This is a genomic window from Winogradskyella sp. ABM4_392 (assembly GCF_056160445.1).
Genome location: NZ_JBSWXE010000005.1, coordinates 68803 through 91947, shown reverse-complemented (window position 1 = coordinate 91947; position 23145 = coordinate 68803). Strand labels below are relative to the sequence as shown.

General features: G+C 32.7%; 21 protein-coding genes. 9 read left to right on the top strand and 12 right to left on the bottom strand.

Translation table 11 applies throughout. The features are described from left to right. Positions 1-116: 116 nt before the first annotated feature. Entirely contained in the window at positions 117-1394 is a 1278-nt protein-coding gene (locus ACXAFS_RS11965) for a replication-associated recombination protein A (RefSeq protein ID WP_475307210.1), read from the top strand. Between the two features lie 2 nt (positions 1395-1396). Here the strand turns inward: ACXAFS_RS11965 and ACXAFS_RS11960 are convergent, their stop codons facing one another. The 4 genes from ACXAFS_RS11960 to radC are packed head-to-tail and all read right to left on the bottom strand — an operon-like array spanning position 1397 to position 4884. Beyond that, positions 1397-2167: a hypothetical protein gene (locus ACXAFS_RS11960; RefSeq protein WP_475307208.1), complete on the bottom strand. Its 771-nt coding sequence runs from the start codon at positions 2165-2167 to the stop codon at positions 1397-1399. Positions 2168-2176: 9 nt separating this feature from the next. Continuing rightward, complete coding sequence (locus tag ACXAFS_RS11955; protein WP_475307207.1) at positions 2177-2863, bottom strand: YjjG family noncanonical pyrimidine nucleotidase; 687 nt, start codon at positions 2861-2863, stop codon at positions 2177-2179. Next, a complete protein-coding gene (locus tag ACXAFS_RS11950) occupies positions 2853-4154 on the bottom strand; it encodes a polysaccharide deacetylase family protein (protein WP_475307206.1) in 1302 nt (433 codons plus the stop codon). The genes ACXAFS_RS11955 and ACXAFS_RS11950 overlap by 11 nt, the downstream gene beginning before the upstream one ends. Before the next feature lie 28 nt (positions 4155-4182). Next, positions 4183-4884 (bottom strand): RadC family protein, encoded by a 702-nt coding sequence (radC, locus tag ACXAFS_RS11945; protein WP_475307204.1) that lies wholly within the window; start codon positions 4882-4884, stop codon positions 4183-4185. Between the two features lie 51 nt (positions 4885-4935). Between radC and ACXAFS_RS11940 the strand changes: the two genes are divergently transcribed. The 4 genes from ACXAFS_RS11940 (at position 4936) to ACXAFS_RS11925 (ending at position 8338) form a co-directional block, all read left to right on the top strand. After that, on the top strand, positions 4936-5379 hold the full coding sequence (locus ACXAFS_RS11940) for a DUF1569 domain-containing protein (RefSeq protein ID WP_475307203.1): 444 nt from the start codon (positions 4936-4938) through the stop codon (positions 5377-5379). 81 nt (positions 5380-5460) lie between these two features. Then, positions 5461-6060, top strand: coding sequence for an FMN-binding negative transcriptional regulator (locus ACXAFS_RS11935; protein WP_475307201.1), 600 nt, complete (start codon positions 5461-5463; stop codon positions 6058-6060). A 65-nt stretch (positions 6061-6125) separates the two neighbouring features. Further along, positions 6126-7970, top strand: a complete 1845-nt coding sequence (locus ACXAFS_RS11930) for a PLP-dependent aminotransferase family protein (protein WP_475307200.1) — start codon at positions 6126-6128, stop codon at positions 7968-7970. A 44-nt stretch (positions 7971-8014) separates the two neighbouring features. Next, the gene (locus tag ACXAFS_RS11925; protein WP_475307199.1) at positions 8015-8338 is read left to right on the top strand and encodes a hypothetical protein; all 324 of its coding nucleotides are present in this window, start codon (positions 8015-8017) and stop codon (positions 8336-8338) included. Between the two features lie 42 nt (positions 8339-8380). On the opposite strand, the gene ACXAFS_RS11920 is transcribed toward ACXAFS_RS11925, so the two are convergent. Then, on the bottom strand, positions 8381-9799 hold the full coding sequence (locus ACXAFS_RS11920) for a hypothetical protein (protein WP_475307198.1): 1419 nt from the start codon (positions 9797-9799) through the stop codon (positions 8381-8383). Between the two features lie 134 nt (positions 9800-9933). Here ACXAFS_RS11920 and ACXAFS_RS11915 point away from each other — a divergent pair, with 134 nt between their 5' ends. Continuing rightward, on the top strand, positions 9934-10503 hold the full coding sequence (locus tag ACXAFS_RS11915) for a hypothetical protein (protein ID WP_475307196.1): 570 nt from the start codon (positions 9934-9936) through the stop codon (positions 10501-10503). A 220-nt stretch (positions 10504-10723) separates the two neighbouring features. Here ACXAFS_RS11915 and ACXAFS_RS11910 read toward each other — a convergent pair whose 3' ends face one another. Next, positions 10724-12475 (bottom strand): T9SS type A sorting domain-containing protein, encoded by a 1752-nt coding sequence (locus ACXAFS_RS11910; RefSeq protein WP_475307195.1) that lies wholly within the window; start codon positions 12473-12475, stop codon positions 10724-10726. A 306-nt stretch (positions 12476-12781) separates the two neighbouring features. Between ACXAFS_RS11910 and ACXAFS_RS11905 the strand changes: the two genes are divergently transcribed. From ACXAFS_RS11905 to ACXAFS_RS11895, 3 genes are all read left to right on the top strand, one after another. Further along, a complete protein-coding gene (locus tag ACXAFS_RS11905; protein WP_475307194.1) occupies positions 12782-13564 on the top strand; it encodes a hypothetical protein in 783 nt (260 codons plus the stop codon). An 84-nt stretch (positions 13565-13648) separates the two neighbouring features. Further along, on the top strand, positions 13649-14266 hold the full coding sequence (locus tag ACXAFS_RS11900) for a hypothetical protein (protein WP_475307193.1): 618 nt from the start codon (positions 13649-13651) through the stop codon (positions 14264-14266). A 198-nt stretch (positions 14267-14464) separates the two neighbouring features. Then, positions 14465-15376, top strand: coding sequence for a mechanosensitive ion channel family protein (locus tag ACXAFS_RS11895; protein ID WP_475307191.1), 912 nt, complete (start codon positions 14465-14467; stop codon positions 15374-15376). 90 nt (positions 15377-15466) lie between these two features. Here ACXAFS_RS11895 and ACXAFS_RS11890 read toward each other — a convergent pair whose 3' ends face one another. The 6 genes from ACXAFS_RS11890 to ACXAFS_RS11865 all read right to left on the bottom strand — a co-directional run bounded on the left by ACXAFS_RS11890 (position 15467) and on the right by ACXAFS_RS11865 (position 23103). Beyond that, on the bottom strand, positions 15467-16819 hold the full coding sequence (locus ACXAFS_RS11890; RefSeq protein ID WP_475307190.1) for a UDP-N-acetylmuramate--L-alanine ligase: 1353 nt from the start codon (positions 16817-16819) through the stop codon (positions 15467-15469). A gap of 97 nt (positions 16820-16916) precedes the next feature. Beyond that, a complete protein-coding gene (locus ACXAFS_RS11885; RefSeq protein ID WP_475307189.1) occupies positions 16917-18323 on the bottom strand; it encodes a TolC family protein in 1407 nt (468 codons plus the stop codon). Positions 18324-18326: 3 nt separating this feature from the next. Continuing rightward, a complete protein-coding gene (locus ACXAFS_RS11880; protein WP_475307187.1) occupies positions 18327-19682 on the bottom strand; it encodes an HlyD family secretion protein in 1356 nt (451 codons plus the stop codon). Between the two features lie 10 nt (positions 19683-19692). Then, positions 19693-21354, bottom strand: coding sequence for a peptidase domain-containing ABC transporter (locus ACXAFS_RS11875; RefSeq protein ID WP_475307186.1), 1662 nt, complete (start codon positions 21352-21354; stop codon positions 19693-19695). Beyond that, the gene (locus ACXAFS_RS11870; protein WP_475307185.1) at positions 21341-22033 is read right to left on the bottom strand and encodes a TetR/AcrR family transcriptional regulator; all 693 of its coding nucleotides are present in this window, start codon (positions 22031-22033) and stop codon (positions 21341-21343) included. Before ACXAFS_RS11870 ends, ACXAFS_RS11875 begins: the two co-directional genes overlap by 14 nt. A 116-nt stretch (positions 22034-22149) precedes the next feature. Then, positions 22150-23103 (bottom strand): tetratricopeptide repeat protein, encoded by a 954-nt coding sequence (locus ACXAFS_RS11865; RefSeq protein ID WP_475307183.1) that lies wholly within the window; start codon positions 23101-23103, stop codon positions 22150-22152. Positions 23104-23145: the final 42 nt, after the last annotated feature.

The following is a 23145-nucleotide window of genomic DNA, read 5'->3' as shown; positions in this document are numbered from 1 at the left end:
TTCAGAATTTTCTCTAAAATCTTGTTTATTGTTTACTAAGTTAGTTGCTTCAACAAAGAAATAAACATAGAACCAAAATACAATTCAAATTAAAAGGTATTTCGTAATTTTCGACCATGAATATTCCATTAGCAGAACGCTTAAGACCAAAGACCATCAACGACTATCTGAGCCAACAACATTTGGTAGGTGAAAACGGCATGCTCTACAACCAAATAAAGAGTGGTGTTATACCTTCGCTGATACTTTGGGGACCACCAGGAATTGGGAAAACCACTCTAGCTAACATTATTGCTAATGAATCTGAGCGACCTTTTTTTAAGCTGAGCGCTATAAATTCTGGTGTTAAAGACATTAGAGATGTTATTGATAGAGCTAAAAAAAGCGGAGGACTATTCACAGCTAAAAATCCTATTTTATTTATTGATGAGATTCATAGATTTAGCAAATCACAGCAAGATTCGTTATTAGAAGCTGTGGAAAAAGGTTGGGTAACCTTAATTGGCGCCACTACAGAAAACCCAAGTTTTGAAGTCATCTCTGCATTACTTTCCCGTTGTCAGGTATATACTTTAAATGCTTTTAGCAAAGACGATTTAGAAGCATTACTTAAACGTGCGATATCTGAAGATGAAGTTTTATCTAAATTAAACATAGAACTAAAAGAAACAGAAGCACTACTGAGATTTTCTGGTGGAGATGCCAGAAAACTGCTTAATATTTTTGAATTATTAGTTACCTCTTTTGAAAAGGAACCAGTTGTAATTACCAACGAGCTTGTTACAAAACAAGTGCAAAGCAAAGCAGCTCGTTACGACAAAACAGGTGAGCAGCATTACGATATTATTTCAGCGTTTATAAAATCTATTCGTGGTAGCGACCCAAATGCAGCTGTTTATTATTTAGCGCGAATGATTGAAGGTGGTGAAGATGTAAAATTCATTGCCAGACGCTTGTTAATTTTAGCAAGTGAAGATATTGGTAATGCCAACCCAACAGCTTTGGTTATTGCCAACAATACTTTTCAGGCTGTTTCTGTAATTGGTAATCCAGAATCTCGAATTATCTTGAGTCAATGTGCAACATATTTAGCAAGCTCTCCAAAAAGCAATGCTGCATATGATGCTATTAATAAAGCACAACAACTAGTCAAAGAAACAGGTGATTTATCAGTGCCATTATCCATAAGAAATGCTCCTACAAAACTGATGAAAGAACTCGGTTATGGAGATGAATATAAGTATGCTCACAATTACGAAAACAACTTCGCTGAGCATGAATTTTTACCAGACGAAATAAAAAATACCCAACTCTACAATCCAGGAAATAACACTCGTGAAAACGCCCAACGTCAATTTTTAAAAGCACGTTGGAAAGAGAAATATGGGTATTGATTTTAGAACTTAATATCTAAAGTTTTGGGCTCTTTTAGTTCACCGTTATTTTCGGAATAGTACCAAAAGCCATCCTCCTTGTATACAATTGCATTTTTATCTTTTACAATAAAAACATCTACTGCCGTAGTTTTAAATAGCTGCATGACTACTTTTGGTGTTGCATCTACAACTTGGTAACCATAAGATTTTTCTTGAGCATAAAGGGTAGTATTAGTTGATTGCACCTCAACTACCTCTATGGATGTCACTACTTCTTCTTTGGTTTCGGCTTCATCACTATCTACAACACTATCAATGCCCTCTTCATCCTCTCTTTCTATGTTTGTTTCTAAAGGTTGATATTTGTATTCCAAAAATTCTATTGAAGAAAATGCATTTCTTAAAGCTTCGATATAAGCCTTTTTAAACTCCTTCTCTCGACTTACACCTGTTTCTGTTCGATAAACTTCTTTACCAAAACAATCTTTTAAAACAATTTCTAACTTTGTTGCAAAAAGACCTCCTTTAACTTTTTCAACGTTTGCATACAATGCTTCACATCTATCTTTGTTAATCTCTTCCGGAAATTCTTCTGCATCAAATAAAACAATAAACCCTTTTTGTTTAAACAAATGTCTAGTCAATGTGTTTAGCCGATATTGATCTTTCTCACTTAAAAAATCATACTGTAATGGTATAATTACATACTGATAATTATCGATTGTCTTTTGCGCCATTGCGGCAAATCCAATACTAAGAAATAGCACCAGTGTGATTATAAATTTTTTCATGATATACTATTAAAGATAATTTTTAATCGAATTTAAGGATGTAACCCTTTTAAATCCGTTTGAATTATTCAAATTTTTGTAGTCAAAATAAATGGTTTCCATTCCAACATTATTAGCGCCTTCGATATCCGCTTCAAGACTATCACCAATCATCACGCTATTTGATGAACTTGCATTTGCAATGTCTAATGCAAAATTAAAAATCTTAGGATTAGGTTTCTTTACACCAACCATTTCAGAATTGGTTACGGTCTTAAAATAATCTCTGATGTTCGCATTATTCATCTTTCGCTCTTGGGCCTCTTCAAAACCATTGGTAATAATATGTAGGTGGTACTTATGCTTTAAATAATTAAGAATTTCTAATGTACCTTCAAACAAATTATTAAATGTTGTTAAATAATCTATATAAGCAACAGATAGATGATTTATCATATCATCTTCTACTTCGACATTTATAGCATTAAACGCCTCCCTCAACCTACCATAGCGCAATGCTGACTTAGTAACTTTCTCTTCTCTATAGAGTTTCCAATATTGTAGATTTATGGGTTCATAAACTTCTAAAAAAGCTGAAAGGTCAACTTCTAAGCTATTGAGTTTAAAAATCTTCTCGAATGTTAATCCAGAGTTTTTATCAAAATCCCAAAGGGTATGATCTAAATCAAAAAAAACATGCTTTATTCTATCCCTCATCTACTGAATCTAATATTAATGTAAAAAGCGACCTAAAACCTTCCCAACGTTCTAGATTACTAAATGTATAGTTATGAAACACTGGTGTAAATGTACCATTAACTTCTTTAACTTCTTTGATTAGCTTTAGCAAATGCTCTTTTTTATCTAACTCTGATTGATACTTTAATAACGCAAAATCTAAACAATGATATGGATTGATTTGTAATGGTGTTTGCACTTCAAAATCGAGATCATAAAACTGAAATGGCGTACATGTACCTGCCCTAAAACCTAGCGTATCTATGTAACCCATTGTATAATCTTGATGAATCTCTAACTCAACCAAATTTCTATAAGACTGCGGAAGGTTTAGCTTTGAAAAGGAATGCCTAACCCCTTGCAAATCCCTATTGATTACTGCTTCCATTTTCAACTTTTCTTTCTTTAAAATCGAAATATCTTCTAAAGCAAAATAAGAGGCTTTTAAACCTACATTACAATAATCCGCAACCGACTTTATGAGGGACACAAATTCCTTTTTATTAATACTGATATTTTTATCGTAGGTAGAATAATCGCCTATTAAAAACAAAACCATGAACTTAAAATCGCATTGTTTTTGTTTGGTTATAATCCACTTGAATGTATCGTAAGGATCGCGTTTAAAACCCATAAGCACAGAATAACGCTGATACAATTGCTTAAATCTAAATCTACCAATATCTGCTAAAGTACCTCCGATAGTACGCAACAACCCCTTTTTCCGAAAGTAATAAGTCATTGGTACATCTATAACTGGCTGCACTTTATAGTTGCGATTAGGAAAAACAAATTCCGGGAAACGCTCTTCTAAGACATCCTTAAGCTTATATGCCCAAATATCTATAACTGGCTGGCTTAAAAACCGATGTTTGTATGCCAGACTTTCTTTTGCAGTAAATCTTCCAAAGTCATCCTTTACATGTGGTAAATACTCTTCGTATCGACTTAGCAAATAAAATGAAGCTGCAAAGATGTCGAAAGCTAAATCGCTACGTTCTCCTGTTGGAAAAAAGCCTTTAGTGTTTTCCCATTGCTGTACACTTATATCTAAATCTGAAATACCACTTTCAAATAATAAATAATGACTACGAACAAACAACTCATTACTCAATGGCTGTTTAGCGTAAGACATCTTAAGACTATCGTGCGCTATAAAATCTTCCACCTTAGAGGTAAACTTTACATCTAAACCCAGAATACGCTTACAAATGTGCTTAAATGTATACGTAAGGCGTGGAGTAATTTTATGTGTGTAAACTAATAGCATATTTACTCTTTGCAGTATTTTATTGAGTTTATTTTAGCATTGCTTCATCTGCAAAACTAAAATAAGTGTTCTCTGTTATAATTAAATGATCTAAAACTTTTATGTCCAAACTTTGCGCTGCTATTTTTAATTTATGTGTTACATCCTTATCCGCCTGACTTGGCTTTAAAGTACACGAAGGATGATTATGACAAAGTATCAATGATGTTGCGCCTACTTCTAAAGCAGATTTTAAGACCAGTCTCACATCTACTAAAGTTCCTGTTATACCACCTTTACTTAACTGATTTTTTTGAATAACCTTATTAGAATTATTTAAATAAAGAATCCAAAATTCTTCATGAGGCAATTCGCCAATTATAGGTTGCATCAAATCAAATACAGAACGGCTCGATGTTATTTTATCTAACTGCACAGCATCCTCTAATCGTCTTCTTCTACCCAACTCCATAGCCGCAGCAATGGTTATGGCTTTAGCCTCACCTATACCTTTAAATTCCATCAGTTGTTTAATGGATAATTTTCCTAAAGCATTTAGATTATTATCTACGCTGGCTAATATGCGCTTACATAAATCAACTGCACTTTCCGCTCTGCTCCCAGAACCGATGAGTATGGCAACTAATTCTGCATCCGAAAGAACAGACTTACCCTTATCCCTTAATTTTTCTCTTGGTTGGTCGTCTTGAGACCAGTTTTTTATGGAGAATGAATTTGAATTTTCCGACATGCTCTAAAGATAAAAAATTGTAACTTTAAGCGTCCATTTAAATCAATAATTATGCAATCTATTTTTGAAGAAAATGCTTATAACGAAATAAAAAGTCGACTAGAAAACCTAAGTGAAAATGCTGAAGCTAATTGGGGAAAAATGGATGTTGGCCAAATGGTTTGGCATTGCCAAGGTCCTCTTAATATTATTTTAGAAAAAGATGATTATGGCATGAAGCCTAGTTGGATTGCCAAGGTGTTTTTTAAAAAATCATTGTACAATGATAAACCTTGGAAAAAGGGATTACCAACAGCTAAATTTCTAAAAACTAAAGACACTAAAGACTTTAATACAGAAAAAGCCAAACTCGAAGCTTTATTAGACGAAACCTACGCTCATAAAGATAAGTCAGAGTGGAATCCACATCCTGCTTTTGGATATTTTACGGCACAACAATGGGGACAAATGCAATACAAACATTTAGATCATCATTTAAAGCAGTTTGGTGTATAATGACGCTGCCATCCTGAACTCGTTTCAGGATCTAATAAAAATCAAAACTGAGATGCTGAAACAAGTTCAGCATGACAAAACATGAAATACCCTCCAAAGCACCATCAAGACTCAGATAGAAAGCAAATAATAGAAGTGATAAAAGCCTATCCTTTAGCAACAATAATTTCGGTTAATGATAATGAGCCTTTAATAACTCATTTGCCACTTATTTATGAAGAAGGAAAACTCTTTGGGCATATTGATATTTACAATCCGCAAACTGATTATTTAAAAGACAATAAAGATATCACAGTGCTCTTTTATGGACCACAATGCTACATTTCACCAAGTATATATTCCACTACACAATTACCAACATACAATTATATTAGAGTACACCTCAAAGGAAAAGTAACTGCAATTGAAGATAAAGACAAATTAAAACAGTCACTAATAACAATGACTGATTTTTTGGAAAAACCAAACCCAAAATACACGTTAGAACCAGACAATCCTCGCCTAGATGCTAATCTCAATTACATTAAAATGTTTGAAATAGACATTACGCATTGGGAAGGAAAATTTAAACTCTCTCAAGACAAAAAAACGAGTGATATGGTAGCAGCCCGTGAGGAATTGATTAGAGCAAATCAAGAAAGTATTCGTGAGTTTTTGGATAAAGTTTTTAACACAAACTAACCTAAGTAAGCTTTTGAAGAACTCTCAACTAATGTATCTTTGTAAACCTAAATATTTAGGAATAAATGAAAGATTTTCAAATGCTGAATTACATAAAAAACACTATACAAAATATGCCTAGCGATTGGTTGAATTTAACCACACATCGTTTAGACATTTACAACGAAAAATTAGCAAAAACTCAATTTATAGAGCAATTTGAAACTCTTTATAAATCTGAAGATTCCAGTACTGAAGCCTTAAGCCAATTACCAACTGCTTACGATTACATAAGACTTGGGCATCCGTTATCTTCGGTTTTAGAATGGACCATCGCTAAACTTAATAATCTCAATGCAGAATATGTGATTAGCTTTTCTTCAGAAACAATTCCTGTTTTGGCAGTACTTCGCACTAACTTATTAGAAAAGAGAGCCACAAGGATTTTACACACTAATAGTTTGCCAAAAGGTTTCAATACAGAGCTTTTAAAATCGGTTTACAATTATAATTTCGAAATTCAAGAGATAAGCAATTTAGAAGACGTTGAAGCCTTTGATGGTTCTACAATACTAATTTCAAAGCACCAGAAGGTTGAAGCCAACCTTCAAAATGATGCTATTGATTTTTATGTCAATCTTTATGAAGATTTAGGTAGTGTATTATTAATTTCTGATAAAGCAAAAACGAGTTTTATTTCAGACATTCAGCATGTAAGACGTCGTGAGACTATTGCTATGACACCTGCTAATTGTTTGGTGGCTTTAAAAGCATATACTGCCGAAACTTCTTTTTCACCGCAGCAGTTAGATACAGCTACTCACAAAGCCAAAGTAAAATCTATCATTAATGAAATTAACGCGACTTCTGGCGAAGCCTTAGTAGCTTCTAGCGGACTGTCTATGCAGTATGCCATTATGATGGGATTGATTGACAACGCTCAAAAAGAACATCCTGGCAAAGCCATCAAATTTGTAGTACCGCCAAACTGTTATGGAGGTACTAATGACCAAGCCAGACGTGTTGCTGCTTGTCTTGACAATGTAGAAATTGTTGACTTACCTGTTGATGGTGACAACGATATGGTAAACAGCGTAGAAAAAGTATTAACACAGCTAGCTAAAGCAGATGCTATACCATACATAATTGCTGAAATACCAACAAATCCACGTGTAGAAGTTCCGGATTTAGAGCAACTTAATGCAGCATTAAGCAAAGTGCGCCAAACTCCGAATGGTACAACTGCCATTGCACCTGTGTTTATTTTAGATCAAACATTTTGTCCTAACGTACAGTTTTTAGGTAATGACGGTATACTTGCTAACGTAAAAACCATTGCTTACGTTAGTGGCTCAAAGTTTCCTAGTGGTGGAAAATGTACTGCTGGTTATGCTGTAGCCAATGGAAAAGCAGAATATTTAATTCAACCAATAGCTAAACATCTAGAACTTTGCGATAACGAAGCCACAGATTTACAATACCAAATTTTGGCTACTCAAATGCCATCGATGTTAACACGTATTGCAGACGCCTATAAAAACACAAGAGCTTTTGTTAATTATATTCATGAGGTATTACCAGATGCTAAAATTAACTTTGTTTCAGAAGCATTAGCCGCTGAAGGCTTTACACCATCGGTTTTTTCGTTAGACTTACCCACAAAAGGTAATACAGATGAAGAACGCGAAACTTACAAACGTGCTTTAAATCTTAGATTAATCAATTTGATGATTACTGAAATTCCATCCGAAAGTAAATACTGTGTAAGTTACGGCCAACTAAAGGGTTGTTATTGGACGATTCCTGCCACCTCTACACAAGGTACAACCAAGGAAGGAGACAAAGATTATATTGCCAGAGTTGCAGTTTCGCCAGATTTAGATTTAGAAAAGCATAAGGCTGTGTTTTTAGATTTTGTTGAGAGTTTGTAGATTTAATGCAGGATTAGGCATGTAACATCACAGATTAAGTAAAATTGAATAAACTAAACTATAGCGTTTCATTAAGAGAAAAAGGGTTATCTAAAAACGAAATAATCCAAGAAATGAAAGCCAATGGCTTTGATGAACCTGATATAGAATTTTATTTAAAAAAATCTGATGAGATTTACATAAATCAACTATTAAACAACAAATCTCCATCTAAACTCAAAAAAAAGTCTAACCGCTTTTTTAAAACAGCTGTTCTCATAATTAGCTTACTGCTTTTAGTAGCAGTTTTTTATGGTTATGCTAGAATTGGACTAATTGGGCTTTTTGTTTTTTGGAGTTTAGTTAAGTTTGGGTCATATAGGAGGTAAGGTTCAATAATCATTATAACAAGATTTTATATATCCTTAAGTTTATTCAAACTTTTCAATTATATGAATTGGATATTTTTCTCTTAATCGATCTCTTTCATTATTAATAATTGTATCTCTACTAAATTGATTACGATAAATTTGCAACATCATTTCGTCATAATCAAATTTTGAATCTCTAACCTTTAATTGCTTAATTGCTTTTTTATGAGCAGATAATACGTCAATATAATTTTGATATGATGCCTCGTCTGTGTATACATACTCAAAAATAGTAGATGAATTAACAAGTGGCTTGAATTTATCCACTAAATTTTCCAAGACAACTACGTCTCCATTAATCATGATATTCTTTCCAATATCTACTCGAATAGTGTCAGAGAATTCAAGTTCTTTATACCTATCAAAAAAAGGCACTCTGGGTGGCTCGTTATGTTTTCTTGGAAAAGCCTCATGAAGTGATGTTGAAATGTAATTCTTTATCTGATTGTTATAAAATCTATTAGTTAATTCGTCATCATTTTGAACTTCATAAATAATTTTATATTGTCCATATTTAAATAGTTCAAATTCAAACTCCTTTATATAACGTATCGGAATAGATTTATTTGCCCTCAATCTTGTCGCAGCTCTATGACTCACCTCTTCTGTTAATTCGTTTTTCATATTATTTACATAATTATATGCATCGGTTAACTCTATTGGTTGGTATTGCTCATTAAACAACTGAATATTACCATGTGAGTCAAAGTCTATTTTAAAAACGAGATAATTATAATATCGCCTTTCGTATGGCTCATCACTAAAGACACTATGTGGCACATCGATATTTGGGCGAGCGCTGTAAGCAGCTTCGTCTAGAGATTTATAGTCAATTACATTAAGCCTGCTCAAACAAAATGATAATAAAACAAATGCACAGAAATGAATGAATATAGTTTTTAGTCTATTATTTTTCATGACTAAGCTAAGTGTTTTCCAAGTATCTAAATAGAGTACAGTTATCAAAAAAATTGACGGCCACAAAAAATTGGTTATGAATTTAGAACCCATAAATGATGAAGAAAATGTTGCAAACAAAAACCAAACTTTTGCAAACCAGTGGATAAAATTAAAACCCAAAAACGTATTGTCATTTAATATTCTAATTCGCTTGTTATTGCGTCTAGAGAAGGCACGTTGCGGTCTAGAAAATAACAAATTAATAGCTAAGGAATTACCTAAAATGACTGAAATTGCAGCAAAAAACAAATTAAAAAGTTGACGATCGTTTTCGGATAAAAGCATTGGTCTTTCCTCAAAATCTAAAAACATTATTCGTTCTGTCTCTCTTAAGCCATAAAAGAAACTATAAAACAACACTGTTGAAGCCAAACCTAAAAGAATAGATAAAATTATTCTCTTTTTAGATATTAACTTGAAGTTTACTTCGGAGTTGTAAAAAAGATGGTTGAGTTTCATAGTTGACAGCTATTATTTAATAGGTCTCAATAAATTAACATTTGTTACGGTAATTTAATGAGACTTTGACTTTCTCAAAAAATTAGCAGAAATTAGTAATATGTAAAACTAACCCTCTTGCTGTAATCAATCAAATGGAAATAGACAGAATAAAAGTCCAGAAGCTAATAGACGAAACAATTGGTCCAGAATATGAAATTAGTAGAATTTGGGATTCTAGTAAGTACATCTTTATAGGTTGGAAACACAAAAAGTATGACATTGATGACGAGAGAGGACATCGAATTGGAGTTGGTCCTATCGCTTACAATAAGACAACTAAAGAGTATAAATTGCTTGGCAGTGGAGAAATTATAAGTGGTGAATATCGCAAATATCTTTTTGAAAATGTAGTAGAGGATGAAGAAGAATTTAAAATTCCAAAAAAAGATGAAATAAAGAATAACATCATGAGAAGGAAATATGTAAATGATGAAGACATTTTTTTCCTTATTGAAAACTTCAAAATTGAAAATACTGACAATAAAGATATCCAGTATTTTCAGTCAACTAATAAAGATATTTACCTATCTAGACAAACTATAGTCAATATCGATTGTGAAAAAGCAATTGATTATATTAAAGAATTTTGGCATCAAATAGGTTTCAATTATTCTTTAATTTCGGAATCAAAAATAATGTTGAGCAAAACACCCAACTATTAATCTATTTTAGCAAAACTTACCTTAGCCAAGAAACCAAAGATTATATTAAATCGTTAGCTAAAACTTTAAAAACATACCCTTAGTTAAAACAAATACAAAACCAACTTTCAACTAGATTTTGGCTTTTCAAAAATTCAAAATAAGTTTCTATGAAATTATATCTTTATGTATTCAAAAAAATAAAGGAAACTACAAGATTTTAGCCTTCAATAGCCGAGGATTATTTTTTAATAACTTTTACAACATCCTTTCCCTTGCTTGAAAATAAGCAGACAAAATAAATTCCTGAATCGAAATTAGTGAAATCAATGTAAAAGCTGGTTAAATCGTCAAAAGAAAGGGTATTCAATATTTGACCTGCAGAAGAGCTTATTGAAACCTTTTCAATATTTTGTTTCGATGAAATCATTAATCGGTCATTAACAGGATTAGGATAATATTTTACCGATACTTTATTATCAAATTCATCTAAGCTAAGGTGGTCATTAATTGAAAATGTTTGTTCAGTAGTAAACAAAGAACCTTCATATTGATTATCTATAGATTGTACTGCCCAATAGTAATTTCCATCAGGTAGATTCTCTAAAATTACCTGATTTTTATACTGAGAATTCCCAATACCAACAACTTTCCTGTAGCCTGTATTTAAATTAGACATTGGACTGATAACATCTGTCGTTCCGGAGGCTGTTCCCACATAGATATTGTAAGTTAATTGATTTGTAGGTGTCTCATTATCTGTAGAATCATTCCAACTCAAAACCACATTAGAGCCTGTAACACTAGAAGATAGACTTAGAGGAGGATTAGGAATTGTATTTTGGATTCTTGACTGATTTGTATATGTATTAGAAACATTATTTTTTAAAACAAATATGTCTGTATCATGATCATTGTCAAAATCTCCTAATTCAATTGCATTGAAAGCATTATTTAAGATTCCAGTTGATGTATTTTCTATCAATGTCAAATTACCACTATTCTCAAAAATTGAGGTTGAAAACAATAATTGAGTATATGGCTGTAATCTTCCGGAGACTAGCAAATCTAATTCTCCATTTCCATTATAATCTGCAGAAACAATATTTGCAGAGTCACCTACCGAAGTTAAACCAATTGAAGTGTTTTCATTAAAAATAAAACTACCATTATTTAAATACATTTTAGTAGAATCTCCTGTATCTGTAGTACCATTTTTAATGATATCTATAAGACCATTACCATCAAAATCCCTCAATTCTATATCACCATTAAAATAACCCTCAAGACTTGTTTGAAAAGTAAAACTGAAATTTCCATTGTTTTCATAAATTTCTAGATGACTACTACCATTATTTAAACCTCCTGTTACAATATCATTATCACCGTCATTATCCATATCGGCAAAAACAATATCCCCTTGACTTAAAGGCAAAAATGAATGACTAATTTCTGTAAAATTAGAATTACCGTCATTCCTAAACAAATAAGCATAATCATCAAGAATCTCAAAATTTCCCATTAATAATAAGTCTAAATCACCATCATTATCTAAATCTCCCCATGCAAACTGATTGTTTATAATATTATCGGCAAATGCGAATGGAATTTCTGTAAAAACATTTGAATTGTTTTGATAAAGTCTTGATTTACTTGCACCAGACTCTACTAATCCTGAAATAAAAATATCTAAGTCGTTATCATTATCATAATCTATAAACTCTACTTGTCCATTTCTATAGTTGTCATTAAATGTTATAGGACTTAATGTAAAATTACCTAATCCATCGTTATTATATAATAATGTACTATGCGTCCCTGCATTTAAACCCATTATAATGATATCTAAATCACCATCACTGTCATAATCTCCAACGTCAGAATTTGAAACCGTTAGTGTTTCAAAAATCATTTCATTTGAAGGTAAAAAGTTTTGAGAATGTATTCTTGTGAACGCAATTAAAAAAGTGATAAAAAGGATTTTTTTATGCATGTATAGTTTTAGGTCAATGATTGTACTTCTGAGTTAATTTGCAAGATAAAATAAATCTAAATAATGAAATGCAAATGTTAGTAAAGATGAAATAAATGAAGTGTTATATATGAAAAAAAATGCACAACAATGATTAAAAATAATTGTTTGTTTTCCCGTACTTCTTAAATTTTCAGCTTGGTGTGCACTTGTAAAACAGATCCTTCAACGCATCAAAATCTGATGCATTAAACCAACTTTCAACAAGATTTTGTCATTTTCAAAAAAATAAACGACCTTTTACAAAAAATTGACTAATCAATACAGATGAAAAAGAAATTTTCAATTCATGGTAGCTATCAAATAAATGGTGGTGAAGAAAAAGAGTTTGAAATAGAATACAACAACCTTCCTGAAAACGAAGAAAACAACAATAGACTTCTGCAACTACTCAATCATCCTTGGCGATTGATAAAAGAAGGAGGAAAACTTGGTGTAAATGGTGTAAAGCGTTTTTTTACCGTATTATTTCTTTTTGCCATATCTAATACCATTTTGTTTTTTTATGCTATAAAACGGCTTTTCTCTACGGATTTTGAGTTCAGCAAACTTATGTTTGTTATTCTGGTTTTTATACTTGGTCTTGCCGTAACTATTTATGCCTCCTACAGAGCGTATCAATACGTTATTATTGACACCATGAGAGTTATTTATGAAAATCTATCATCGCTCTTTCACAAAATAAGCGAACTCATTATTGATAAAACAGAACACGTATTTAAAGGTAAAGGCAAGGTGTCTGACAATCAGCTACAGAAAACCTTAGACTTTGGTAAAATGGTAAATTCTAGATACAAAAAAACACCTAAGTTTTTACGAAAAGGTATCATTTTAATTCTAAGTAAAATTCCTTTTGCTGGCATGTTGATAGATCTAAAAGAAGAAATTACAAGCGGTAATAAAGTTGAAGCCAGCTCAAAACTTTACAACAAAATGGATGGCTTTATCTCTAACACCATATTTGGAAATAACAACACCAAATGGGTTTGGTGGTTATTACCTCTCAACATTTTGATTTTGGTATTTTTAATTAAATCTAAGATTGGGTAACACAATCTTAATTAGCTAGAGTTTTAGGTGAACCTAGCTAACTACTTATATGTAATAAAAACATGTCACTAATTTTTCAATCCAATGAAAAAACTACTGCTATCATTAATAATTCTGACTTCAATTAGCTGTAAAGGTCAATCAAACCCTGAACCTGATTTGGCACAACTAATTGAACGTGACCAAAGAGAATTAATTAGAATAACGGAAGAAGAAAAATCTAAAGGCTCAATTTTAGATTTAAATATTTTAGATTTAGAATTTGGCCAATCTAGTAAGACAGTTGATTCGATCCTAAAACAAAAGTCTGATTTTGAATCCATAAACACGAGCACACATGAGTTTGAGAATTATGGTATAAATTGGAAATTCACAGACTTTGTGGTTCCAACTTTAATAAGAGTTGATCATTACAAAGACAAACTACATGAATTGGAATTAGTCTTTGTCACAGATGAAAAAAATATTGAACTCGGATTTGAAAAATTAATTGAGTTTTTAAGAAAAAAATATGGTAATGAACGCTTAAAACTTTACTCAGTTCTTTCAAAAACAAAAGAAAATGGACCATTTACATATTACTGGATTGAAAAAAACAGAAAAATAATGGCTTACAAAATGCAAGAGTACTGTTATTTAAGAATAACCGATTCGTCAATTAATTATGATATGTCGACAACTATATTGGGGAATAATAGATAACTACAATTACTTACTCTAGTATTTTAGAACGAAAACATAACGACTTACTTTTCTATAATCAGACAACAAATAAAGGAGTTACCAAACCCCTTAAAACAATCTTCAACTGATTAAAATCATTACCTCTAAACCAACTTTCATTTACATTTGATGTAGTTGATAATTTCAACATCATTATAAGTCTTAATTTAGAGTGCTGTGGAAGACATAAAACATTGGTTAGAGGCATATCCTATTCTGGTAAATATTGCTAAATATCTAGTTTGGGTTATACTTATTTTTCTAATAATTGCATGGGTAAGACGACTCTTAAAAAAACGCCTTCCTGATAACGCTTTACGCTACAAATCCCAAAAAGGCATTGAGATTATTGGTTACTTCTTGGTAGTACTTATAACCATCACCTATTTTACAGGTAACATTAAAGATTTTGGCCTAGCCATTGGTTTATTAACAGCTGGTATCACCATAACACTTCAAGAATTAATACTGAGCATTGCAGGTTCGTTCTATATTTTTTTTGTGCGTGTATACAAACCTGGCGACCGTATAGAAATAAACGGAATAAAAGGCGATGTTATAGATATTGATAGCATTTATACCACAATGATGGAAATTGGCCAATGGGTAAGCAGTGACAATTATAGTGGTAGAATTGTAAAATTGAGTAATGCTTTTGTGTTTAAAGGTCCTGTTTATAATTACTCTCAGGATTTTCCTTTTGTTTGGGATGAATTTAATCTACCTATTAGATATGGTTCTGATATAGAATTAGCTAAAGAAATAGTTATTTCTGTAGCTCAGGAAAAGCTCTCCGATTATGTTACAGAATCATTATCAAAATGGAAAGGTGTTGTAGACAAATATTACATCGAAGATGCTCAGGTTAACCCTTCACTAGCGATTACCATGACTGATAATTGGATACAATTTAATCTTAGATACATTGTAGATTACAAGAAAAGAAGATACACCAAACATTTGCTAAACGAGGAGATTGTCAAACGTATTGAGCAAACCAATGGTAAAGTGACTTTGGCATCTGCTACATTTGAAATTGTAAATATCCCAACAGTAAATATTAAAGAAGATAAGACAACAGACACTTAAAAAAGCTTTTGTAATTCCGCACTTAATGTGGAATCTACAAACATAGAAAACTATAAATAAGATCCTGAAACAAGTTCAGGATAACAAAACTTAGAACAGTTTTTTGACTTCATCAAAATCTAAACCACCATAATTACCAGAACTCATTAACAACAAGGATTTGTTATCAAAATTCTGAGAGAACAAGAAGGCTTTAAATTCTTCTGGATTGGTATAAATAATTAAATCATCGCGCTCAAAGGCATTAGCTATTTGCTCGTGAGTCACTTCCTCTAATTTCTTAATTTCTACAGCATGTGGCGAATAGAAAACCACAGCCACATCAGCTGCATCTAAAGCGCCTTTGTATTCTTTTAAAAACTCAGCATTAAGGCTACTGTAGGTGTGCAACTCTAAACAAGCGACTAAGGCTCTATCACTATATTGTGCCTTAACTGCTTTGGTCGTCGCTTCAACTTTACTTGGCGAATGCGCAAAATCCTTATAAGCCACACTTTTTGAAGTTTCTGCAATTTTCTCTAAACGTTTGCTTGCACCTTTGAAGGTAGAAATCGCCTCATAAAAATCATCTTCATCAATTCCCATATGTTGGCAAATCCATTTGGCACCTGCAAGATTATTTAAGTTATGAGCACCAAAAATTTCAATTGGCATTGGACCTTCAGGAGTTTCCAATAAGGTTTCACCATCCTCAACCGTATATTCTGGTGTATGATATGGAATTTTACGTATTTGGTTTTCTGAAGCTTCAACTACTTTTTTCAATTCTTCATCTTCTTCGTTGTAATTAATACTTCCACCTAAAACAATAGAATCTACAAAGATTTTGAATTGCTCTACATAGTTTTCATACGTTGGAAATACATTGATATGATCCCAAGCAATACCACTCAACAACGCAATGTTTGGCTTGTACAAGTGAAATTTTGGTCGCCTATCTATTGGTGAGCTCAGGTATTCATCACCTTCTAAAACAATAAAATCATTGTCTTCAGTAAGTTTTACCATCACATCAAAACCTTCGAGTTGTGCGCCAACCATATAATCTACATCTCTATCGTGGTAATGCATAACGTGCAAAATCATAGAGGTTATGGTCGTTTTTCCGTGACTTCCACCAATAACAACTCTGGTTTTGTTTTTAGACTGTTCGTACAAAAACTCTGGATAGCTATAGATTTTAAGACCTAATTCTTGAGCTTTTAACAACTCAGGATTATCAGCCTTAGCATGCATACCTAATACCACAGCATCTAAATCTGTTGTGATTTTATCTGGAAACCAACCAAAAGTTTCTGGCAATAAGCCTTTAGCTTCTAATCGTGATTTTGATGGGTCAAAAATGGTATCATCACTTCCTGTGATATGGTATCCTTTGTTATGTAATGCTAATGCCAAATTGTGCATTGCAGCACCACCTATAGCTATAAAATGTACGTTCATATAACAAATATAAATTATAGATGAGAGATATTAGAGATGAGAGATGAGAAAAATTGACGAATTACGATTTTTGATTTCTGTGAACTGTGACTGAAAACTAAAGATCTGGATTTACTGCCAAACTATTAAACAGCTTTGCTTTAGTACTAAAAAACTTGTATTGGACTTCAATAGCTTTTAGCTGTCCATCGATGAGTTTAGATTCACGTGAGTTAACCAAGAATAATGAACTTTCTCCCAATTGAAATTTACGCTCTTCCGCTTCAAGCATTTTAGAATAATCCGTAACCATATCTGCTACAAGTGTATTTTGAGTTACATAAGAATCTAACTCCTGTCTAATAGCATTTATTTTATTCTGAAGATTAACACGTGTGGCATCAATTTCAAACTCAGTATCTTGCTGTTTTAATTTTGCCAATCTTAAATCTCCGCGTTCTTTTCTCAGAAATAATGGAAAACTAATATTTAGACCGCCTTTATATTCTGCTGTATTGAATGTACGCGCAACTTCTGGTACTTCTGTAATGAAGTTATACTCAACATCTACTTTTGGCAAAAGTTTATTAGCTTTTAATCGCGTATCAACCTCTAGACTTTGCAATTTATAATCTAAAGAAATCATCTTAGGATGCTTATCTATGATGGTTTCATTATCTCGCAACTGATTAATATCAAATGTGGTATCTACAACTGGTTCAGAGTTTACATCTGGAATAACATTAGGTTGTAACTCAACAGGAATATTATTATCTAACCACAAAAAGGTTGACAGTTCTAGCGCTGCCTTCATCAATTTTACTTTAGATTGCTCTAAACTTAATCGACGTTGATTGATAGCAATTCTTGCTTCAACAACATCAATTTCTGCACGCTCACCTACCTCTGCACCACGTTCTATACCTCTAAATCTCAATTGTGCATTGGTTAGGAAATTTTCGAATAATTTAAGCTCATTATATGCTTGTAACCATTTGAAGTATGCCAATGAGGCATCAAACAAAATATTATTGACAAAGATATCTCTGTCTGCTTTTGCTTGCTCTCTAAAAAGCTTGGCTTGTTTTAACGATGCCATTCTATCGTTAATTAGCAATCCCTGGGCAACAGGTACTTTTACACCTGCAGAATATAATCCATCTTCTGGCACAAAGGATTCTCTACCTAAGAATTCACCCGAATTTTCTTCAAACGTGGCCTTAAGTTCTATACCATACCACGTCGGAATTTTAAACATTCCATTGAGCTTGTCAAAATACTCAGTGCCTTTAAACTTTTTACGATCGTAGTCCACTTCAAACTTAGGGTCAAATGCACCACGTGATTTTAAAAGTTTAGCCTGACTCTCATCTATCACCAACTCGGCTTGTTTTACGATAGGATGAAATTTTTTAACGTAACCTAAGTATTCATCAAATCTTAAAACCTCAGCAATACTGTCGGACTGAGCAAAGCCAGATAAACCTACACAAACAAAAAGTACAATATGTATTAAATACTTCATGATTTATTTCTTTGCTTTTTTGGACGCTCCTCCATCTTGTGGTTGGTAGTAATTTGGTGGGAAACCATTAAGTTGTCGCCATAATTCAAACCAAATTGGTACATCATCTAACAATGCCATGGTAAAGGCACCAGAGCCTGCTCTTATATCTTCTGGCCATGGATGATCGTCTGGATCTGGTTTAAGCAACACCCTAAACTTACCATTATCGCTAATAAAACGTTCTACCGCAACAACCTCTGCACCATACGTACCATAAGAAACGTTTGGCCATCCACTAAAGACAATAGCTGGCCAACCATCAAACTGTACACGAACTTTTTCACCTTTATGAATTAATGGTAAATCTATAGGCTCTACAAAGGTTTCTACAGCTAAATCTACCTTATCTGGAATGATACCAACTAGTTCTTCACCTTCCTTAAAAGTTACACCAACACCACCACGAAGTGCTTTATTAATAAAACCGTCGTAAGGTGCTGTAACATACAACAGGCTGTTTCTTATTTTGTAATTAGAATATTGATTCTCTAACTTTTGTACTTCTGCTTCAGAATTAAATTGGCTAGATTGTGCAGTAAACTTATCGCTTTGTGCTTTTGAAATTTTATCTGAATACTCAGCTTTAATTCTCGAAATTTCTACTTGGGCATTAATAACTTCATTTTTACTTGCCAAAAGTTTAGCTTCTTGCGAAATACGTTTAGCTTGAGTTTCTTGTAATTTTACACGAGCATCTTCTACATTTTTTAATGCTGTAAAACCATCTTTATAAAGCGTATCTGCACGATTATATTTAGTTTGAGCGATTCGTAAGTTAGTTTCTGCTGCTTCTAAATCTATACTATCTGCTTGCACCTTTAGTTTAGATTGCATCAACTTGTTTTTAGCTTGTTCTAACTTTAACGTTCGCTCATTTGCTAGAGCTGCAATTCTTACATCTGTAGCTTTTACTTTTTGCTCATAGGATTTTACCGAAAACGCCTTGGCATCGCGTTGTTGCGCTGTACGCTCAACTAAATTAGGGTCAAAATAATCACTCTTAACCTCAGAGATTTGCATTATGGTATCGCCTTTTTTTACATGGTCACCTTCATTAACAAACCACTTCTCTATTCTACCAGGAATTTGAGATTGTATGGTTTGCGGTCTTTGATCTGGAGTAAGCGTAGTTACATTACCTCTACCTGTTATATTTTGAGTCCAAGGCAAAAACAAAATTATAACACCAATAATTGCAAAAGCCGCAAGGAACCTATTGAAATATTTATAGTAAGATTTATCAAAAACACGCTTTCCTGAATTATAATCAGATAAGTCAACGGTTTTATTTAATGGATTTTTTGAAATGTTCAACATAGCGTTTGTTTTAGATAATTTCACCATTATTTAAGTTAACAACATCTGTACAGTCTTCTCTCCAATCGTTATTGAAACTTGCTACAATAATTGCCCAAGGGTTTTCTGGTGCAGTTAAAGCTTTAATAATTCGTTTTGCTTCAGTGGCCTCAAAATGCTCTAAAGGCTCTTCAAGAACTAATACTTTTGGTTTTTTAAGTATCGCTCTTGCTAAAATTATCTTTTTAGCTACTGTAAACGACATCTGCTTTCCTTCTGGATAAATGATAGTTTCTAATCCTCTTTCGGTTTCTTTTAAATAGTCTTTAAGACCGACAATTTCGATAGCACTTTTAATTTCTTGATCTGTTATATCCTTATTTGTCAAGGTTAAATTATCTCTAATACTACCTTCAAATGGTGTTTCTTCTGCTAGTGACAAACCTAAACAAGACCTGTAATTATTAAGGTGGATATTTTGAAGTGACTCATCATTAACAAAAATTCGTCCTTGGGTTGGTTCTATAATTCCAGAAATAATCCTTAACAAACTTGACTTACCAGACCCACTAGGTCCTTGTATCAAAATTCTACTAGATGGATTTATTATCATGTTTATGTTATTAAGAATAGGTACTGCCCTATTTGGTACTTCGTAAGCAATCTTGTCTAATTCTATTTTTAAATTTTCAGCAGTATCAATCTTAATTCCATCCTGTGGTTCTAGTTTTTTATCTACCACCTGACCCATTTTTTCTAATGAAGTTAAAACATCATAAAAGGACTCTAATCCAAGAATTAATTTTTCTACAGAAGCAATAACCAAAAGAATGATAATTTCAGCAGCAACAAACTGACCAATATTCATTTCTTGAGTCAATACTAAAAGTCCACCTATCAGTAATAATCCTGCAGTAACAATCACCTTAAATCCAATCATTTGAATAAATTGAATTACTAAAATTCTAAAGTGACTTTCTCTAGCTTCTAAATAGCCGTCTACCAATTTATCGTTCTTCTCTAAAGCGAGTGATGTTCTTCCTGAAATCTTAAAACTTGTAATGGCTCTTGCAACTTCTTGTATCCAATGTGCAACCATATACTTTTTCTTAGACTCCTTTAAACTTGTCTCCATCCCTTTTTGAATGGTAAACTTAAACACCACATAGATTAAGATGATCAGCAAAATGCCAAATGCTATAAAAAACGGATGGTAAAAAGACAATAGAATTAATGCAAAAACAATTTGCAATACAGCTGCTGGCACATCGATTAATAGCTTTGCTAAACCCTTTTGTACAGTTAATACATCAAAAAAACGGTTTGCCAACTCTGGTGGATAGTAGTTGCGCAACTCATTCATTTTTATTTTTGGAAACCTGTAAGTAAACTCAAACGAAGCACGCATAAAAATACGCTGTTGTACAGTTTCTATAATTCGCATTTGCATAAGCTGAAGCACACCAACAAACACAACACCCAAGGTTACTAAAATAACCAGAACAATCCATGATGTGCTTACTTGTGCACCTTGAATTAAGTTAATAATAGCCTGAATTCCCAGCGGTAAAGTTAAACTGATAAGACCTGAAAAAACGGCATAGTAAATGACCTGAAGCAAATCTTTTTTCTCGAGTCTTAAAATCCCAACAAAACGTTGCCACGGAGTTAAAATAGGTTTATTTTGTTCCATCTGATGCTGTCTTTAATACTTTTTGGGTTAGGTTGAGAAAGAATTCTGTTGGAGTTACATCATTACCACAGTCTGTAATAGAGTGAAAATGCGCTTTTAAAAAGTGCTGATGCAAAGCTCCTTCTACTATAGTACTGGCGAGACTAGACGGAAACTCATAATCTGAATTTACGTTGCTTATCATCTCACTTAGACGTGTAACCACGCGCTTGTATACCACAAAATAGCCTTCCTTATTTTCGCTATCAACCTCTTTAGTTAAATACGATTTTGAATATTCGTTAATAATGATTCTGTTTAGTACTACCTCATTAATATGGGTAAAGGTTACATCTTCTTTTATGGTCCTGGTAACAACCTCAATACCTTTGTGGAGTTTTTCTGTGTCATTAGGCATATTGTGCGTTGCAAATACCATTTGGTATTCTATCCAAGCCCAATACCATGATGTTAGGTATAGAAGTAATTTATGTTTACTTTCAAAATAACGGTATATGGAACTTTCGTTAGACCCAATTTTAGCTCCAAGTTTCTTAAATGTGAAACTATCAAAACCAATATCGTCTATTAGAAGAATACTATGTTCTACAATACGCTTGCCCAAATTAGATGACTCAGGATCTTTTATAAAGATCTTTTCTGGTACTGCTATTTTAAGATTTGACAGTAAATTTATCATACTTAAATTATTTGATTGCAAATATAATAGTATTACTATCATTTTTGCGCATTTAACAAATATTTAAGCTATTGATATTATTAATAGAAAGTATAAAGAAAATTTATATGATAGAGTTAAAGCTTAGAAATAGTGTCTTTTTCCTCTTTGAAGACTTCAATCTTAGGTAAGCCAGCAATAGCTTTGTCAATCCACTTTAAAGCTTCGGATTTGTTTTTTTTGTGCTTGTAGATTTGTGCCAAGCGGTAATAAGCCCATGCTTTTGGCACGCCGTCTTTTGCCGAATGGTTAGACAAATAGGCTTTAAGGCATTTTTCGCCTTTTTCTAATTGAATATTATAATCGGCACAAACTTTACCGATCTGATAATGCATTGCATTTCGTTGATGCTTATTATGTGCTTTTTCAATATTATCTATAGCCTTTTCTGGTTGGTCATTAGACTCGTAAAAATTAGTGAGTTTGTCGTAACAGGTTACTGATCCACCAACCTCAATAGCGAGTTTATAATATTTCTCTGCCAATTCAGGTTCGTCATCATACTCATAAACATAACCTTTTGCCAAATAACCATCGACCTTAGAAAGATTTTGAAGTTCATTTGCATACTTAAGTGCCTTAGAAGTACTTCCACCAACAATACCTGGAAGCGACACATATAATTCTACCAATGCCCAACGTGTGTCAATATGGTTAGGATCTAGTTCTGCTGCTTTTAAAAAAGCACGTTTTACATCACCAATAATTCCAAGTGCTTTTATCTTACTTATGCTAAGTGCTTTCATACCTAAAGCACCACCATACTTATAATGGTAATTAGCATTTTTAGGATAATTGTCCTTTAACTTTTCATATTGCTCTATAGCATCATCCCACTTTTTTTGGTAACCATAAGCATCACCCAATAGCTCAATAGCTTCAATATCACTTGGATTAGATTCAATAAAGGTGATAAGTTCTTGCTGTGCCTTTTTATAATTCTTTTCAGTCAAATATGTCTTTGCTTTCTCTTTAGAAGACTGAGAAAAACAAAAGGCAGACACGAAAAAAATCCACAGAAACTTATTCATAGGCTAAAGTCTATTTTTTACAAAAATACAATTTAATAACGA